Below are 17211 nucleotides of genomic sequence, written 5' to 3'. Positions count from 1 at the left end.
CAACGACCAAAAAGATCATCGTTATGACCAGATATAAATACCTGTTACTTCTTTTCACCGGTATCACTGCTATTACATTGGTATCCTGCAGTAAGTACCTGGATAAAAAACCTGATAACCTGCTCACCGAAGAGCAGATCTGGCAAACCAGGGCCAACGCCGAAGCCTATCTGAGTAATATTTACAGCGCCCGCCAGGCGGGCGGCGACTATGCCGGTATCGGTGCGGCAGATGAATTGTCCGTTTCCATTCCCGGTACCACTGTAAGGTATATGGTAGGCGGTAACTGGAGCGCCTCCGATTGGTACTACTATAACTGGGGCGGATATTATACCGCCATCCGGAAATCCTTCATCTTTGAACAGAACATTGATAAGGTGCCGGCGGATCAGTTGAGTAACGAACTGAAGGCACAATACAAGGCAGAGAACCTTTTTCTGCGTGGCTATTTTTACTGGATGCTGTTAAGGCAATACGGTCCGTTTGTAAAACTTACCAACACCGTAAGCCAGGATGAAGACATGAATAAATATCCAAGGGCGCCTTTCGATACCTGTGTGAAATTTATCAATGATATGATGGATGGCGCCGCCGCTGGTCTTCCTTTTGTATGGAACTCTTCTGGTAACAACGGTCGGGCTACCCGTGGCGCATGCCTTGCTGTAAAAGCAAAAGTGGCACAATGGGCCGCCAGCCCCTTATGGAATGGCAACCCCGCTTTTGCATCGTTCAAAAACCAGGACGGTACGGCATTGGCGCCTTCCGGTTATGATGTGAATAAGTGGCGCATCGCTGCACAGGCAGCAAAAGCGATTATTGATTCCAACAAGTATAAACTGTTTACTAATCTCGACAACGGCGGTACCAGCTTCGATCCGTTTCTCTCGGTCCGCGACCTGTTCCTTACTTCCTGGAATGATGAAATTATCCTCGCTTCCATGAACTGGCAACGCTGGGGATACACCATCTGTTCTTCTCCTGGTCCCGCGGGATATAATTTGTATAACGCTACACAAAATGTAGTGGATGCGTTTTATATGAACAATGGTAAAGCTATTACCGACCCTTCTTCCGGGTATGTGGAAACTGGCTTTGCTACGAAGGACGGTGATCACTACTGGGAAAATAAAGAAGGCGACTGGAACATGTATGCCAAACGTGAGCCGCGGTTCTACGCATACATTGCCTACAATCGCCGTCCTGTGGTAGCAGCGGTATCTGTAGATGACAAGAACTATTTCTCCTCAGAAAAAAATAAAGACGGTACCGGCCGCCAGGAGTTTTACTACAGCGGTAAATCAGGCATGCTGGGAATGGGCAGTAATATTATTACAGGATATCTTCCTTCCAAATTACTGAGCCCGAATGATAACCTCCGGAGTATGTCTACCGATGCATACCGCTCTCCGTATATTCTTATCCGTTACTCAGAGATCTTGCTGGACTATGTGGAAGCATTAAACGAATATGATCCGGCCAATACCGATATCGTGAAATACCTTAACATGGTAAGAGCACGCGCAGGCCTGCCTGGTATTGAAACTGTATATCCCGGCGCCGTAGGGAACCAGGAAGAAATGAGGAAGTATATCCTCCGTGAAAGACAGGTGGAGTTCTGCTTCGAAGGCGACAGGTACTATACTCTTATCCGTAGGTTGTTGATGAGCAAGCCGGAGAACCAGGCGATCTATGGTATGAATGTGAATGCGAAAGACAATGACCAGGGATTTTCTTTCACCGGTTTTTATACACGTACCCTGTTCCAGAAAAGATACTGGGACAACAAGATGTACATGTTCCCTATTCAGCAACAGGACCTGGAAAGGGACCGTGCTTTAGTACAAAACCCCGGCTGGTAATTTCTTTATTTAATTCTTAACTAACTGCTATGATCAGGCCACTGAATTCATATATATTGAAAGGTTGTTTACTGGTATCTGTCTTGCTCGCAGGATGTTCAAAAGACGACGATCTGAAACACGCAGACGGACAGCCCGTACTGCTCAATGATTTTATTCCCGCCACTGGCGGAGCCACCACAGAAGTATTGATTACAGGTGATAATTTTTCTGCAGACACATCGGATATCACTGTTACCATCAACGGCAAACGTTGTGCTATCGTGAACGCCAATACGAAACAGATTATGGTGATAGTGCCAAAGAAATGTGGTACCGGTAACCTGGTGGTAAAAGTAGGAAAGGACAGTGTAACGAGCAGCACGCCGTTTACCTACGTATTTTCCAGAACGGTTAGTACACTTGCTGGTAACGGAACCGCAGGTTTTGCCAACGGAAAAGGCGCCGATGCTTTGTTTAACTTCAACGGGCAGAGCTGGTACCGGATGATGGGCATTGCTGCAGATGATAACGGGAATGTATATGTGGCAGATCCCGGCAACGCCTGTATCCGTAAAATAGATAGCGCAGGTAACGCTACTGTTCTTGCCGGCAGCCCTGGTAACGGTGGCAGCGACGATGGCAAAGGACCAGCTGCACGTTTCCAGATACCATATGGTGTGGCGTTAGATGCACAAGGCAATGTGTATGCCGCAGATCCGGGTACCTGGAGCATCCGCAAAATTACGCCGGATGGTACCACTATCACACTCGGGGGCACAGTACAGGAGCCCTGGAATGTAGCCGTGGATAAAACTTCCGGCAAAGTATACTATTGCAGTAATGGGGGAGGAAGCGTTTTTGAGATGAGCGCCAATGGCAGCAGTACGGCTATTATTAACGGTATTACCGCTCCCGGCGGAATGGATTTCGATAAGGCCGGTAACCTGTATGTATCCAGTAATACAGGTCATACCATTATCCGTTTTAAGGCAGGCACATGGGAACCCACTGTGATAGCAGGATCAACAGGAGTAGCCGGATATGTAAACGGAACCGGCACTGCTGCAAGGTTTGCCAATCCATGGGGAGTGGCAGTAGATCTGTCCGGTAATATTTACGTGGCCGGCAACGGCAGCTATGGCGCTAATGCTGATGAAAGCATCCGTGCTATTTCCGCCAATACCTGGAACGTGATCACCTATGCCGGTAGCAATGCTGCAGGCTTTGCAGATGGCATTGGAGCTGCCGCTTCATTTAATGCGCCAATGGGCGTGGCGGTGGATAAGAATGGTGTAGTATATGTGCTGGACAAAAACAATAACAGGGTGAGGAAAATAATTTCTGAATAACCGATACGTAAACCTGCGGCGACAGCACCTGCTGTTGCCGTTTATTTTTTTAAAGATGTTAAACAGGAACATGTATTTATTACTATTCACTATGCTGGCCGGGGCCTGTAGTAAAGGATCTACTACCGTTGCTCCCGTTGACGTTGTACAAACACATACTTACTATGTGGCAGAAAACGGAGATAACTCCGCAGCCGGTACTATCAGTAAACCAGTACGCAGCATTAACATTGCCCTGGCCAAAGCCCTGCCCGGCGATACAGTGTTGGTACGGGCAGGTACCTACCCGGAAAAGGTAATATTCCCACGTTCAGGCCGGCTTGAAAAGCTGATCACGCTAAAAGCTTATCCCGGTGAAAAGGCTGTGATTGACGGCTCAGGAATGATTGTTACCGGCAGGGAAGCACTGGTAACGATCAGTAACACCAGCTATGTAGTGCTGGAGGGATTTGATATCTGCAACTTAAAAAGCAACGCGGCAGGTGCCAATGTGAATGGGATTACAGCAGATGCAGGAGCCGGCAATATCATCATCCGGAAAAATAAAATCTATAACATAGAACATAATGTAGATCCCTCGCAGGGCCGCAGCGGTCATGGTATTGAAATTATCGGAAACACGGCTGATGTGATGAAGAACATCCTCGTGGAAGATAATATCATTCATGATACTAAAACAGGTTACAGTGAGAATCTTACTATCAATGGTTATGTAGATGGATTTATAATCAGGAGGAACACCATTTACAATACCGAGAACATTGGTATTGATGCGGCAGGCGGTTACGCGGCTAATACCAATCCTGCATTTAACTATGCAAGGAATGGTGTGATCAGCGAAAATGAACTGTACAACATCGATATGACCCGTGGGCCTGTGGGCGGCGTACATGGTCACGGCGCCATTGCTATTTACGTGGATGGTGCAAGGAACATTACCGTGGAAAGGAACCGCATTCATGAGGCCGACCGCGGCATTGGTATTGTAAGTGAGAATGATGCTTATCCTACCAGTAACTGTATTGTACGGAATAATTTCGTGTATAACTGCTGGCGTACGGGTATTTATCTGGGTGGTTACCTGGGCTATACTTCGGGCGGTACACGCAATTGTTACGTGGTGAACAATACGCTTCTGTTCAATGACCGGGAGCCGGGCGCTTTCGGCGAAATAGAAGGAGAGATCCGGCTTACCGAGCAATGCTTTGATAATGTGATCCGTAATAATATCGTATATGCGAGACCGGTAGATATATTTATACATAAGTACACCAATACCGGATCAGGCAATATCATCGACAATAACCTTTATTTCACCACCGGTACACCGCAATGGATCTGGAATGGCACCAACACAAATATCATAACTGATTTCAATACCTGGAAAACCACCTCCGGTACAGATGCTGCCTCGGTATATGGTACCGATCCGTTACTCATCAGTACCACTGTGCCTGACCTGCATATTGCTGCCAGCTCACCTGCCCGTAATACGGGGGTAGTTATTTCTGAGGCAGTGAACGGGAGTGTTGATATTGACGGTAATGCACGTATCGTAAATAATAAGATCAGTAAAGGAGCACAGCAGTGATAAATCCCCTTTTTACGTGATTGATGATAACAGATTCTAATCGTAGATTGAAGTAACCTAAATCTGTATCAATATGAAAAAGAAAATCACCTCAAAGCTGAAGCTCACAAAGATTACAGTGGCCAGTCTTAGTAAAGCGCCACAGGAAAAAGGCAAAGACCGCTCGCTGCCAACTACGCAGTTTATTTCCTGCGGAGAAACTTTTTGGGTATGCTAATAGCCGGATACCCAATGGCTAAAGTTTGTTTTAGTTGAATTGAACCCGCTGTCACAGGCGGGTTCAGTGTTTTACTTCTTTGAAGAGCATCACGGTATCCTAATGCTTCCCCATATTTAAAGTGCCGCCTCATACGCCGGGTAATCGGTATACCCGTGCGCAGCCCCTCCATAGTGTAATGCCCGGTCTGGTGGATTCAATGGCCAGTTGTTTTTCAGTCGTTCAGTAAGATCAGGATTGGCTATAAATGGCTCTCCCCATGCAGCCAGGTCGATGGTGCCGGCATTTAAATACTGCTCCGCTTTTTCCCGGTTCATACCACCCGCCAGGATGATCACACCATTGAATTGTTTCCTGAACCGGGCCATGAAGGCTTCCGGTAAGGCAAAGCTCCCTCTCGATTGCTGATCCATGATATGGATGTAAGCGATGTTCCGCTTGCCGAGTTCAGTGGCAAGATATTGATAAGTAGCTTCCAGTTCGTTGTAATGCGGCATTTCATGCAGGCCGCCATAGGGAGTAAGACGGATCGCTGTTTTCTCTGCGCCGATGTTGGCAATACACGCATCGATGGCTTCGAGCAGGAAGCGGCTGCGGTTAATAATGTTGCCGCCATATTCATCTGTACGGTTATTCACAAAAGGATTCAGGAACTGCTCAATGAGATAGCCGTTGGCGCCATGCAGCTCTACACCGTCGAAGCCTGCTTTCACCGCATTGGCGGCGGCATTGGCGAAATCCTGTATCACTGCCTTTACACCTTCTGTAGTTAATGCTACCGGAACGGAGCAGGTTACAAATGCTTCCCGGCCGTTTTTATCATAACCCCATGCATGCGAGTTGGCTGCCTGGATGTTTGATGCGCCTACCGGTGCAATACCACCGGGTTGATTGCTGGTATGTGATACGCGGCCTACATGCCATAACTGTGTGAATATTTTGCTGCCTGCCGCATGAGCGGCGCTGGTAACCAGTTTCCAGCCTTCCACCTGCTCCGGCGTGAATAACCCGGGAATATGTAATACACCCGATGCCGTAGGGGAGATGGAAGTGCCTTCCGTGACAATGAGCCCTGCGTTGGTACGTTGACGATAGTACAGCGCATTCATTTCATTGGGAATCCCGTTGGGGTTCCTGGCGCGCGTCATAGGCGCCATCACGATCCTGTTCTTTAATGCCAGGCTTTTGCCGGTATATGGTTCAAATAACATCTGCTGTTTTTTTAACGGTAGGATAATCTGTGTAACCTGCTGCGCCGCCACCAAAGAATGTAGATCTGTCGGGCTCATTTAATGGCAGCTGGTGCTGCAGCCGGTAGGGAAGGTCCGGGTTGGCAATGAATGGACGGCCAAAGGCAATAAGATCTGCCCATCCTTTCTGTAATGCTTCCTCGGCCCTGGCAACAGTATATTTACCGGCGTAGATGAGCGTACCTGTAAAAGTTTTCCTGTATGCTTCCTTGAATGCCACCGGCATCACCGGGGCGTTGTCCCAATCGGCTTCTGCAATGTGGATATACGCAATGCCAATATCGTTCAGCACTTTTGCTGCGGCAATGTAGGTTTCTTCCGGATGATCGTCCATGGCGCCCATTAGCGTGGTTAAAGGCGCCTGCCGCACGCCCACACGGTCTTTCCCGATGGCATTGGCTACAGCAGTTACCACTTCTTTCAGGAACCGCAAACGGTTTTCCAGGGAACCGCCGTATTCATCTGTACGATGATTGGTTTGTGAGTCGATAAACTGCTCAATCAGGTAACCGTTGGCGCCATGCAACTCCACACCGTCAAAACCGGCGGCAATAGCATTTTTAGCCGCCTGCGCAAAATCATTGATGATAGCCGTTATTTCAGGCTTTGTTAGCTCGCGGGGCATAGAGTGCTGCACCATTTCCCCGGCGCCGGCTTCAGGCCCTTTGCCTGCCGGATCGGCAAATACTTTCACGCCTTCTGCAAGGATAGCGGAAGGCGCTACCGGGGCAGCCCCGTTTTCCTGGATGGAAATATGCGATACCCGGCCTACATGCCATAATTGTGCGAAGATGAGCCCGTTATTGGCATGCACCGCATCCGTTACCTGTTTCCAGCCAGTTATCTGGTCCTGGGTATATATACCCGGCGTCCAGGCATATCCCTGGCCCTGCCGGCTGATCTGTGTACCTTCTGATATCAGCAGCCCGGCCCCGGTCCGCTGACTGTAATATTCGGCCATCTGTGAAGTGGCTATATCGCCACGGGCTGCCCTGGACCTGGTCATCGGCGGCATTACCATCCTGTTTTTCAGGTGAAGCCCGCCTAGTTTATAATCTGTAAAAAGCATTGTTTTCGCATTTTGATAAAGCAAAATTCCCTCAAAATGTATTATTATCATAATTATTTAACTTATACCTTTGTATCATAAAAATGATAATGATATGGGACTCAACCTGGAATGGCTCCGTACCTTCAAATCCATTTATGAGCAGGGCTCGCTTACAGGAGCGGCGCAGGAGCTTTTTATCTCGCAACCGGGCGTAAGCCTGCACCTCAATTCCCTGGAAGCATATACCGGCTATAAACTGTTCGACCGCTCCGCCAAAAAACTGGTGCCTACAGAAAGAGGCAAGGTGATCTACAACTTTATAGAGGAACCTTTACTTAAACTGGAAAATGCAGAACAGCTTTTCCACAAAAGCACGAAAGCCGACAGGGCCACTATCAGCATAGGTATGTGTTTTGAAACATTTCAGTATACGTTGGAGAAATATATTGCCAGGCTGCCATTTAACGTGATCATCAAGTTCGGCGACTATCCACAGATGATCAACGATCTGGATAAAGGCCTGCTGGACCTCATCATTACGCCACAGAAAGGGGATCAGAAAAACCTGGAGTTTAAACCGTTTTCCAAAGAAAGGATCGTCCTGGTAGCCGACGGGAAAACAGATGTGAAACCACTGCTCGCATTATTAAAGAAGAAGGATATCAAAGCCGCGGAGAACTGGCTGAAGGAGCAGTTGTGGTATAGTACCGCCGCAGATATGGAACACCTGAAACGTTTCTGGCAGCATAACTTCCGCCACCACATGGATTTCAAACCCAATTATATTGTTCCTAACATCTGCTCTATTGTTCGTTGCCTCAGCGGGGGAACAGGTTTCTCCGTGGTGCCCGATTTTTTATGTGCGCAGGAAATTGAAACAGGTGCCATGAAACTGGTATGGGAAGGTGAACCGGCAATTGAAAATACATTGTATTTCGGCACCCGGAAAAAAACAATGTACGCCGGCGAAATTGACCAGGTACAGCAGATCTTTACCAAAGAATTCCGCAGGCCTTCACTCGTGAATAGTAACGCCCGGCGTAACTAACGATTTAATATATTCGGTAGGTGTAAGACCGGTAATCTTTTTGAAATACTGGTTGAAAGATGATTTGGCCTTAAAGCCGCAATCATATGCCAGTGTAAGCACATTCACCGGTAGTGCTTTTTCATTCATGAAACGGATCTGTTCCATGGCTCTCCGGATTCGCCATTCATTGATATACTGGTAGAACGATTTGCCTGCATAACTGTTCAGCGTTTCGGAGATATGATATTTGCTGATACCTGCTCCCTGAGCGAGTTTGTCGAGGTTTAACGCTGCATCTGTATATATCCTGGTTTTATGAAGATGTGCTTCCAGCACCTGTAGCACCTGCCGCTGTTCTTCAGCACTGAGCTGCATCTTACGGGCAGGAGGTATCTCCGCCGTTCCGGGAGGCGCCTCTGCTTTCACCGTCTGTAAGCCCATAATCCCTACATATTTGTACCGGATGATCACCAGGCACACTACTAACAGCAACGAGTATACGATATCCCTGCAGATAATATTGTACGAACCCTGCAGCATATGAAGTGACTGCGCCGTTTTAAATCCCAGCGAAATAATACTTATAATACCCAGCAGGTAACTGATACTGTTGATCAGTTTCTTCTCCTGCGGCATATTAGTTAACTGTTTGGCAATACGGAGCGACAACGCCGGGAAAAGGAAGCCAGGTATCATCATCATCCACGTAGTGGTTTCATTATAATAATACAACACGGCATGGCCTGCATCGGCAGACCACATCAGCACACATACTACCGTAAGATAACCCACCGCACCAAATATAAATGGCAGGAAAACATACCAGCGGGAAGCGGGAATGAATGCTGCATCCCGGCGCTGGCAAGCGTACAGGTACAGCAATGGCCCGTAACAAAAACCGATAAAGGTATTCATCTGCGTACGCACTTCATGATCGTCCACAAATGAATAGATACAGAATTTAATAGCAAGATGCGCAGCAATACTGCATAACAATAAGATCAGCAGGAAGTCGGCCTTGCTGCGCAGTTTACTGCTGCTCAGCAAAGCTACTGCGGTTAGCGCCTGAAAAGCTCCGATGGCAATAACATATATCATAGTGCGGATATGCCACCGAAAGTATAAAACCAATATTACCACAATGTTAAACCTGCCGGTTCCGCCAGTTGCAGCTCCATTGGTAATGATTTCGTAACACAGGTTAAGGTATTGGTTTTCAATAAAAGTGAGTACGTTTAAACCGAAAAATACGTATACACGTAGCAGTAGTTGGATGCGGTCGAACGCATCATCAGCAACCCCCATTTTTGCTGAAAAATACCTTCATATGGATCGCATCTTTATACCATTAAAACGTAGCCGCTGCTGCACATTACTGCTTCTGCTGGTAATAACAGGCGCGGCAAAGGCACAAACCATTAAAGGAATCATCAACGGAAGGGAAGGTCATCTGCCCGGCGCCTCCGTGCAAACTGCAGGTAACAAACAAGGTACAGCCACCGATTTAAATGGAGCATTCACTTTAAACGTACACGCCACCGGTAAAGTAACCTTGCTGGTATCTTATATAGGGCATGAAACACAAACAGTGGAGCTTACGGTAAAACCAGGTATCAACGATGCCGGCAATATCGTCCTGGCGCCCACCGGCGGTAAACTGGGGGAAGTGCTGGTAAAGGGTACCATGGCGCCTTCCACCGTTAAGGCGCTCAGTATTAAAAAGAATTCCCTCGCTATCATGGATGTTATCGCGGCAGATGCCATAGGGAAATTGCCGGACCGCAACGCGGCAGAAGCAGTACAACGTATACAGGGCGTAGCAGTGGCCCGCTACCACGGAGAAGCGGATGCTGCTACGGTAAGAGGTACACCCTTCGCGTGGACATCCACCCTTTTCAATGGCAGCCGCCTGCCCAGCGCCAATGTACTGGGCAACCGTAACTCCGTACTCGATGCAGTACCTTCAGAAATTATCCAGTACGTACAGGTGGCCAAGGCCATCACACCGGATATGGAGGGCGATGCTATCGGCGGTTCCATAAACTTCATTACCCGCACCGCTCCTGCCAAAAGAACGCTTAATGTAAGTGCGGCCGGTGGGTATAATACTTTTTCAAAAGATGCCACGTATAATGCATCACTCGTGTACGGCGACCGCTTTTTCAAAGACAAACTGGGCGTGATGATTGCCGGCGCTATCTGGGACCGCCAGTGGGGAACGGATGCCTTTGAAGTGGCCTACAATACGGCTTTGCCCGATCCTGCCCAGCAGAAGTCCATCAGTACCGTTATGCTTAAGCGGTATATGGGGAAACGCCAGACCTATGGCGCTAACGTTGGACTGGAATACAGGTTTAACTCCTCCAATAAAATATTCTTCCGCGGACTGATGGATAAGTTTAACGATATACGCCCGGTATACGAATCCTACGTAGATTACAATAACAGCCGCTATCAGTATAACTATCGCTACTCCTATTATCAGACAGTGCTCAACGGCGGGGAACTTGGCGGAGAGCACCAGTTGTCGTCCAAAGTAAAAATGGACTGGGCTATCAGCGACTACTATACGAAATATTTTCTTGAAACACCACCCACCAATAGTAATAAAGGATTGCCCATTGCTACTTTCCGCCAGAAAATAACCGGTGGGTTTAATAATCTTTCTGCAGATGGGAAGCGGTACTGGGGCTTCGATTCCCCGGGAGGTATTGGCGGCGACCCGTTGCACTTTGATGCCGGCATAAAAAACAGCGGGGAAGTAATGGATCCTGCAAAGCTTACACTGCAACAGCTGGTGATTGCTCAGCTGGATACAAAAGAAGAAGATAAAACCGCACAGCTGAATTTTAAGGTGAGCGCATCTTCCAGGGTAAACCTGAAGTTCGGCGCCAAATACCGCCATAAAGACCGCGCCGGTATGTATGGCTCCAACATCGTATACCTGCCGGGCGCGGCATTGGGTGTTCCAAATTCGCCGGGCCTGTTGCCACTGAATACATTGCAAACCACCGATTTCCCCGTTCGTGGCGGTTTCTTCCAGGGCCTGAAAGGGAACTACGATCAGTTTATGGTAGATCCCCTCACCAAACAACAGTTGTTTGATTTGTATGATACTGCCACGCTACGCAAGAACGGCTTCGCAGATTATACCTCGAAATCCAATGCCACCAACATTTATACGGGCACGGAAAATGTAGCTGCAGCCTATGCGATGGCAGAAGTGGATCTGACAGATAAACTGAAAATGATTGCCGGTGTGAGAAATGAATATACCACATTCACCCTGCATGGCTCAAAGGCTACGGCAGAAGGCTCGCCGAAACAAACAGTTATTACGCCGGCTACGGTGAAAAACAATTACAATGCCCTGCTGCCTATGCTGCATCTTAAATACAGCATCAACGACCAGGCTAACCTGCGTGCAGCCTATACCCGTACTTTTATCCGTCCTAATTTCACCGATCTCACCCCGGGCGAATCTGTGGACAATACAGGTTCCAATGTAACCATCACCAAAGGAAACCCTGATCTGCAGCCTACCTTCTCCAATAACTTCGACCTGATGGGGGAATACTATTTTAAAAATATAGGTCTCATTTCCGGCGGTGTTTTTTATAAACAGATCAGCCATGTGATTTTTGCAGATAAAAATTACTATGTGGAGAACGGGGTGAATTATGTGGTAGCACAGGCAAAGAACCTGAATAATGCTTCCCTGGCCGGACTGGAAGCAGGTATCAACAAGCGGTTCGATTTTCTGCCAGGTATCCTCAGTGGGTTAGGCGCAGAGTTGAACTATACTTTTATTAATTCAACAGTTGAAGTACCGAGAACCATAAGTGGAAATAAGATCACAGATAAAACCAGTTTACCTAACCAATCGCGCCATCTCTTTAACAGTATCCTCTTTTATGAGCGTAATGGTGTCATGATCCGCGTTGCCGGTAACTATCGCGGCGTTTCGGTCGAAACCATCAATCAGCAGCTGGGTAAGGATTTCTATATCTGGACAGATAAGAATTTTACTGTAGATGCTTCTGCTACTGTGAACATCACTTCCAAAATACGGGTGTTTGCCGAGCTCAATAATATTACTAACGAACCGCTGAAAACCTATATGGGCGATAAACGGCGTGTAGCCGCAGAAGAATGGTATGGAAGCCGCGGCCAGGCGGGTATCCGCTGGGATATCATCAAATAATTCATCTCTCAAAAAAATAACAAACAACATATGAAAAAATTAATGTTGGTACTGGCTATTGCCTTACCGGGAGCAACTTTTGCCCAATTAGCCGACAGCGCACAACGGGTGGTGCATATGCAGGGAACTGTGAACTTCCGCGATGTAGGCGGATACAAAACAAAAGATGGTAAAAAAGTAGTGTGGGGAAAAGTGTTCCGCTCGGCTGATGTAAGCCGCTTAACAGACCAGGATCTTACTGTGCTGGAGCAAAAACATATCCATACCGTGATTGATTTTCGTGGGGTGAAAGAAGCCGCTGCCGCACCAGACCACTTGCTGCCCAAAACGGATTACCTGCTCTGCCCGGCGGGAAGCGATAGTCTCCCTGGCGCCGCGCAAATGGGGGAGATCATTAAGAACGGTAATTTCCTTGAGAAGTTCTACGGCAATACCCAATACCTGGGCGATCGTTATAAACCATTGTTCCAGAAACTGCTGGTGCTGCCGGCGAATGAATCCATCATGTATCATTGCACCGGTGGCCGCGACAGGACCGGTATGGCCACCGCTTTGTTCCTCTATGCGCTGGGCGTGCCACAGCAAACCATAGAAGCTGATTTTACTGCCAGCAATATATACCTGCTCCCTATGAACAAGCGGATGTTCCAGGGGTTACAACAAAGTACCGGCATGGATGAGGAAACTATCCGTAAAGCGCTGGAACTGAGACCAGAGTTACTGCATAGCCTTTTCAACGCTATTAAAGGTAAATACGGTACAGTAGAGAATTTCTTTGAGAAAGAATTGGGTATAGGTGAAAAGGAGAGGGCTATTCTGAAAGAGAAGTATACTATTTAAGGGTTTAAGCGGAGGGCAGCTCCCTCCGCTTAACTATTCTTTTAATCCTTTCACCAGCGCAACAATAGCCAGGCCGCACAGGGCCATAATGGCAAAAGACCAGCGCAAACTGGTAGCCTGGGCCACCAATCCTACCAGTGGTGGTACTATCATAAACCCAAGGTAACCAATAGTGGAAATGGAGGCCAGTGTTTGCCCGCTGTTGGTGCTCTTCGATCTGCCTGCCAGGCTGAACACAAGGGGAACCACGCATGCCACGCCAAGCCCTGCAAAAATAAATCCTATACCGGCGGTAAACGGATAAGGCAGCACAATGGCCAGCAGTAACCCGGTAAGTATAAACCAGCCGCTGTACATCAGCATTGATTTAATACCCAACCTGTTCACGAGCCTGTCGCCAATAAAACGCCCCGTGGTCATGGCCACCATATATATGCCAAATGCCGCCACAGCAGTAGGTTTACTGGTGCCGACAATTTTTTCAAAGTATAAGCCGCTCCAGTCGTACATCGTGTTTTCTGTAGCCATACACGCGAAGCAGATCAGGGAATATTTCAGCAATGATTTATCGGGAAGCGCAAAGGCCGCTCTTTTTACCGTTTCCTTTACCGGCTCATCCGGAAGGGTTTTGGGATAATAATACATGGTGAACACCAGCAATAATACACTTACCATCAGCAGGTGATAGGAGGGGGCAACGTTCATGGTCACCATCAGGTAGCCGATGGCCGCGCCTGCAAAGCCGGCTACGCTCCAGATCCCGTGAAAGGTGGTCATGATGGATTGTGGAAACAGGTGCTGTACCTGCACCGCCTGCGCGTTCATGGAAAGGTTCAGCAGGTTGCGGGCAGAGCCAAAGCAAAACAGCACCAGCGCCAATTGCCAGATACTGGTAGTAAAACCGGGCAGGCTCAGTATCAGGTTAAATACCATGGCGCCAAACACCATGATCTTCCTGCTGCTGAACAACCCCAGCAGTTTGCCGGTAATAGGCATGGTAAGCATCAGCCCGATGGGCAATGCCAGCAGCACCAGCCCGAACTGCGCTTCATTTAAGTGCAACTGTTGCTTAATGGAAGGGATCCTGGAAGCCCAGGAGGAATAACCTAATCCGGAGATGAAAAAGAAGACGGAAATAGCGATGCGGTATTGCCTGGCATCGGTTTCATTTTGAATATCTGCTAACATGATCTGCGCTACACACCTGTTTGTGGCATTGACGGTGCAAAATTAGGCAAATCCGGGGAGATTTGACCCGGGAAATGTGCGAATTATTGTTATGCTGACACTTATGTCAGGCGCAGCGATGTTAAGAATTATGCTTTGTTATATTTAAGTATATAGTATTAAATGATTTATGGTTGATGATTCCATTGCGTAGCATCTATACCCCTTTGAGTGCCGGAAGCTCCGCAGCAGCACCACGTCCTGGTATAGTGGTTATTGTGCCTGAATAACGGGTTCCCTGAATAACCGTGCTTTATCGGTTTCTCCCAGCTGATACCAGGACCACACAAACAGGTAAAGGATAATCAGCAGGGAAATTCCAGGCAGGCAAAGCAGGATGTACTTAAATACATTTTCCACAGGTAAGCACGAGAAATTAATTATAGCCTGTATCCAACGGTAATAGATAAATTCCTGTTCTTATAGTTACGTGAAGAGGAAGTAGTGCCCTCTTCTATAGCAGGTGCAATATTTGTCAATCCCAGTTCATAATTAACCATCAGTGCAAGCTTTTTAAATCCAACTCCCAGTCCGCCGCTTAATCCGTAGTCAGTTCTAGATAACCCGGGTTTTGTTTTTCCGAAGGTATCTGTCGAGGTTTCTTTTCTGTCTGTTTCTTCTGATTGGTGAATGGTTTTGCTCTTTGTTATTTCCTTGCCCCCGATTCCATAGGCGAGATAGGGCCCTGCCTGAACAAAAAGCCTGTAAACGGGAGTAATATGGTATTGATACCCGGCCAGGAGCGGTAATTGCAGATAGGTTTGGCGGGTGGTTATTTCCCGGTAGGTAACCGGTGGATTACTGCCTCCAATCCACACCTCTGCTCCTTTATGTATGGTCCCTTTTGTGGTGAGTGAAAGGCCGGACCGAAGGTAAATGGCATTGGACACGGCGTAATCAACATTAAACCCCGCCTGGAATCCCGGCTTGCTTTTCTTTGCCGCGAGAATATAGTTAGCAGTTTCATGGGCATTGGAGATATTCAATCCTGCGCTTATCCCGAAAGTAAAGGGTTTATTTTGTGCAAACACCGGAAGTGCAAACAACAACATGGCAGGAACAGATAAATACTTCAGTACAGGTTTTATTTTCATTTGGAAATAGGCTTTTAATACATCAGCATGTATATGCGATAAATATAAATATTAAAAGTACTCGCCGCAAGAAAAAGATGCCTCAATTTATCAGGTACATTCCGGTTGGCATCTTCAATTGATTGAAATAGTATAAGATTTGGAAAAGAAAGTGTCAGTAAAGTATTGCATACGGCCGTATTTTTATTTAGAGCCGGTAGCAGCTGATATCTCTAAATCATATTTATGGAACATACTATGAAGAATGCCACTATACAGGTGGAACAATTACAGGAACAGTATGAACAGCTGGTACAACGCAGTAATCAGCCTGCAGGGAACTACAACGGTATCTTTAGCCGCTATAAATACCCGGTACTAACGGCAGCACATATACCTTTTTTCTGGAAATATGACCTGGATCCACGCACTAACCCATACCTGCAGGAACGTATTGGCATCAATGCGGTATTCAATGCGGGCGCTATCCGTCTTAATGGTAAATTTTATCTCGTGGCAAGGGTGGAGTGCAACGACCGGAAATCTTTTTTCGCAGTGGCGGAAAGCCCGAATGGTATCGATAACTTCCGGTTCCGGGATTATCCTATCGCGTTGCCACAGGTAGCTGATAAGGAAACGAATGTATATGATATGCGTTTAACACTGCATGAAGACGGGTGGATCTACGGCTTGTTCTGTGTAGAGCGCAGAGACCCTGCAGCAACAGCGGGAGACCAGTCGTCGGCTGTTGCCCAATGCGGTATTGTCCGCACCAGGGACCTGATCGCCTGGGAACGGTTACCGGATCTGAAAACAAGCTCCCCTCAACAACGTAATGTTGTGCTACATCCTGAATGGATAAACGGAAAATATGCTTTTTATACACGCCCGCAGGATGGCTTTATTGAAGCCGGCAATGGAGGCGGTATCGGTTTCGGACTGGCAGATGATATCACCAGCGCCGTTATACATGAAGAGCAATTACTGGATAGGAAAATGTATCATACGGTATATGAAGCAAAGAATGGCCTGGGCCCCGCGCCTATAAAAACCAGCAAAGGCTGGCTGCACCTGGCTCACGGCGTGCGTAATACTGCGGCAGGGCTTCGCTATACCCTCTATGTATTTATCACTTCACTGGAGAACCCGGCAGAGGTGATATATAAGCCTGCCGGTTATTTCATGGCGCCGGAAGGAGAGGAGCGCACAGGCGATGTATCTAATGTATTATTCTCCAATGGCTGGGTAACAGATGAAGGGGGAAATATATTTGTGTATTACGCATCGTCTGATACCCGCATGCATGTGGCTACCACTACGATCGACCGGATGCTGGACTATGCCATCAATACACCGGCGGATGGATTTACATCCGACAGCACCGTACAACGTATATGCGGGCAGGTGAGTAAGAACCTGGACTTTATTAAGCTTACTACCTAAATGCTTCTGGCTGTAACCGGTTATAAAAAACAACGGGATGTTATCCTGACAATTACTATTTTGTAGGGAGAGATGATTACAGACGGGTAATTACT

General features: G+C 47.5%; 14 protein-coding genes. 8 read left to right on the top strand and 6 right to left on the bottom strand.

Annotation, left to right across the window (positions count from 1 at the left end; translation table 11 throughout):
• The first annotated feature begins 23 nt into the window (after positions 1-23).
• From ABIE50_RS28425 to ABIE50_RS28410, 4 genes are all read left to right on the top strand, one after another.
• On the top strand, positions 24-1859 hold the full coding sequence (locus tag ABIE50_RS28425) for a RagB/SusD family nutrient uptake outer membrane protein (RefSeq protein WP_209861850.1): 1836 nt from the start codon (positions 24-26) through the stop codon (positions 1857-1859).
• Between the two features lie 29 nt (positions 1860-1888).
• Entirely contained in the window at positions 1889-3190 is a 1302-nt protein-coding gene (locus tag ABIE50_RS28420) for an IPT/TIG domain-containing protein (protein WP_209861847.1), read from the top strand.
• 70 nt (positions 3191-3260) lie between these two features.
• Positions 3261-4781 (top strand): right-handed parallel beta-helix repeat-containing protein, encoded by a 1521-nt coding sequence (locus tag ABIE50_RS28415; RefSeq protein WP_354028213.1) that lies wholly within the window; start codon positions 3261-3263, stop codon positions 4779-4781.
• A gap of 73 nt (positions 4782-4854) precedes the next feature.
• The gene (locus tag ABIE50_RS28410) at positions 4855-4998 is read left to right on the top strand and encodes a hypothetical protein (protein ID WP_209861842.1); all 144 of its coding nucleotides are present in this window, start codon (positions 4855-4857) and stop codon (positions 4996-4998) included.
• 116 nt (positions 4999-5114) lie between these two features.
• On the opposite strand, the gene ABIE50_RS28405 is transcribed toward ABIE50_RS28410, so the two are convergent.
• Positions 5115-6209: an alkene reductase gene (locus ABIE50_RS28405; RefSeq protein WP_209861839.1), complete on the bottom strand. Its 1095-nt coding sequence runs from the start codon at positions 6207-6209 to the stop codon at positions 5115-5117.
• Complete coding sequence (locus ABIE50_RS28400) at positions 6199-7317, bottom strand: alkene reductase (RefSeq protein WP_209861837.1); 1119 nt, start codon at positions 7315-7317, stop codon at positions 6199-6201. Before ABIE50_RS28400 ends, ABIE50_RS28405 begins: the two co-directional genes overlap by 11 nt.
• Before the next feature lie 94 nt (positions 7318-7411).
• Here ABIE50_RS28400 and ABIE50_RS28395 point away from each other — a divergent pair, with 94 nt between their 5' ends.
• Complete coding sequence (locus tag ABIE50_RS28395; RefSeq protein ID WP_209861834.1) at positions 7412-8347, top strand: LysR family transcriptional regulator; 936 nt, start codon at positions 7412-7414, stop codon at positions 8345-8347.
• On the opposite strand, the gene ABIE50_RS28390 is transcribed toward ABIE50_RS28395, so the two are convergent.
• On the bottom strand, positions 8315-9634 hold the full coding sequence (locus ABIE50_RS28390) for a helix-turn-helix domain-containing protein (protein WP_209861831.1): 1320 nt from the start codon (positions 9632-9634) through the stop codon (positions 8315-8317). The two genes, ABIE50_RS28395 and ABIE50_RS28390, sit on opposite strands and share 33 nt — an antisense overlap.
• A gap of 22 nt (positions 9635-9656) precedes the next feature.
• Here ABIE50_RS28390 and ABIE50_RS28385 point away from each other — a divergent pair, with 22 nt between their 5' ends.
• Together ABIE50_RS28385 and ABIE50_RS28380 are read left to right on the top strand one after the other, a co-directional pair.
• Entirely contained in the window at positions 9657-12533 is a 2877-nt protein-coding gene (locus tag ABIE50_RS28385) for a TonB-dependent receptor (protein ID WP_209861828.1), read from the top strand.
• A gap of 30 nt (positions 12534-12563) precedes the next feature.
• Positions 12564-13373 (top strand): tyrosine-protein phosphatase, encoded by an 810-nt coding sequence (locus ABIE50_RS28380; RefSeq protein ID WP_209861825.1) that lies wholly within the window; start codon positions 12564-12566, stop codon positions 13371-13373.
• A 33-nt stretch (positions 13374-13406) separates the two neighbouring features.
• On the opposite strand, the gene ABIE50_RS28375 is transcribed toward ABIE50_RS28380, so the two are convergent.
• The 3 genes from ABIE50_RS28375 to ABIE50_RS28365 all read right to left on the bottom strand — a co-directional run bounded on the left by ABIE50_RS28375 (position 13407) and on the right by ABIE50_RS28365 (position 15694).
• A complete protein-coding gene (locus ABIE50_RS28375) occupies positions 13407-14561 on the bottom strand; it encodes an MFS transporter (RefSeq protein ID WP_209861822.1) in 1155 nt (384 codons plus the stop codon).
• A 252-nt stretch (positions 14562-14813) separates the two neighbouring features.
• Positions 14814-14960: a hypothetical protein gene (locus tag ABIE50_RS28370; protein ID WP_209861819.1), complete on the bottom strand. Its 147-nt coding sequence runs from the start codon at positions 14958-14960 to the stop codon at positions 14814-14816.
• Positions 14961-14980: 20 nt separating this feature from the next.
• Positions 14981-15694, bottom strand: a complete 714-nt coding sequence (locus tag ABIE50_RS28365) for a porin family protein (protein ID WP_209861816.1) — start codon at positions 15692-15694, stop codon at positions 14981-14983.
• A gap of 225 nt (positions 15695-15919) precedes the next feature.
• Between ABIE50_RS28365 and ABIE50_RS28360 the strand changes: the two genes are divergently transcribed.
• Positions 15920-17116 carry a glycoside hydrolase family 130 protein gene (locus ABIE50_RS28360; RefSeq protein ID WP_354028212.1) on the top strand — a complete coding sequence of 399 codons (1197 nt, stop codon included), beginning with the start codon at positions 15920-15922 and terminating at the stop codon, positions 17114-17116.
• Positions 17117-17211 lie beyond the last annotated feature (95 nt).

The organism is Chitinophaga sp. OAE865 (assembly GCF_040546735.1).
GTDB classification, from domain to species: Bacteria; Bacteroidota; Bacteroidia; order Chitinophagales; family Chitinophagaceae; genus Chitinophaga; species Chitinophaga polysaccharea_A.
The sequence above is the reverse complement of the archived record's forward strand: the minus strand, read 5'-3'. Positions and strand labels throughout refer to the sequence as shown.